Source organism: Promicromonospora kroppenstedtii DSM 19349, assembly GCF_000515355.1.
Classification (GTDB): domain Bacteria; phylum Actinomycetota; class Actinomycetes; order Actinomycetales; family Cellulomonadaceae; genus Promicromonospora; species Promicromonospora kroppenstedtii.
On sequence record NZ_KI911753.1, the window covers coordinates 7198 to 7778 of the forward strand.

At 74.0% G+C, this 581-nt stretch carries 2 protein-coding genes and 1 pseudogene; all 3 read left to right on the forward strand.

Features of this window, described 5'->3' with window-relative positions; all coding sequences use genetic code 11:
* Window positions 1-189, forward strand: a pseudogene (locus tag PROKR_RS25960) (type II secretion system F family protein); the annotation flags it as partial.
* 40 nt (window positions 190-229) lie between these two features.
* Complete coding sequence (locus PROKR_RS25965; RefSeq protein ID WP_036969495.1) at window positions 230-421, forward strand: hypothetical protein; 192 nt, start codon at window positions 230-232, stop codon at window positions 419-421.
* A partial coding sequence (locus PROKR_RS37920) for a TadE/TadG family type IV pilus assembly protein (RefSeq protein WP_036969499.1) occupies window positions 418-581 on the forward strand: 164 nt, incomplete at its 3' end. The genes PROKR_RS25965 and PROKR_RS37920, both read left to right, overlap by 4 nt.

The following is a 581-nucleotide window of genomic DNA, read 5'->3' on the forward strand; positions in this document are numbered from 1 at the left end:
GGGACGCCGCTGGCGGACGTGCTGCGCGCCCAGGCCCGCGACGTCCGCGAGGCGGGCCGCCGCGCCCTCCTGGAGGCGGGCGGCCGCAAGGAGATCCTGATGATGGTGCCGGTCGTGTTCCTGGTGCTGCCGGTCACCGTCGTCTTCGCAGTGTTCCCCAGCCTGGCCACGCTCCGGATCGGGCTCTGACCCAACCGGCCGAACGAGTCCGTTGACGAAAGGAAGCCCCATGCGCGACGACCGAGGAACTGACACCGACACCGACCATGCCGAGCACGTGACCGAACGCGGTGACGTGCCGGGTTGGGTGCTGGTCACGCTGATGACCGCCGGCCTGGTGGTGGCCCTCTGGGCCGTCGCGGGCCCCCTGCTCGAGGGCGCCTTCCGCCAGGCGATCAGCAGCGTCACGGGTCAGGGGTGAGCGCCGGCCGGCGGGAGCACGGCTCCGCGGCGGTCGAGTTCCTGCTGGTGTCGGTGCTGGTCCTGGCGCTCCTGCTCGGGGTGGTCCAGGTGGCGCTCGCCGTGCACGTGCGGTCGCTCGCGACCGACGCGGCGGCCGAGGGCGCCCGGGTGGCGGCGCG

What these genes read in the sequence shown, in the direction of transcription:
- PROKR_RS25965 (WP_036969495.1), top strand. Translation starts at nt 230, where the DNA reads ATGCGCGACGACCGAGGAACTGACACCGACACCGACCATGCCGAGCAC.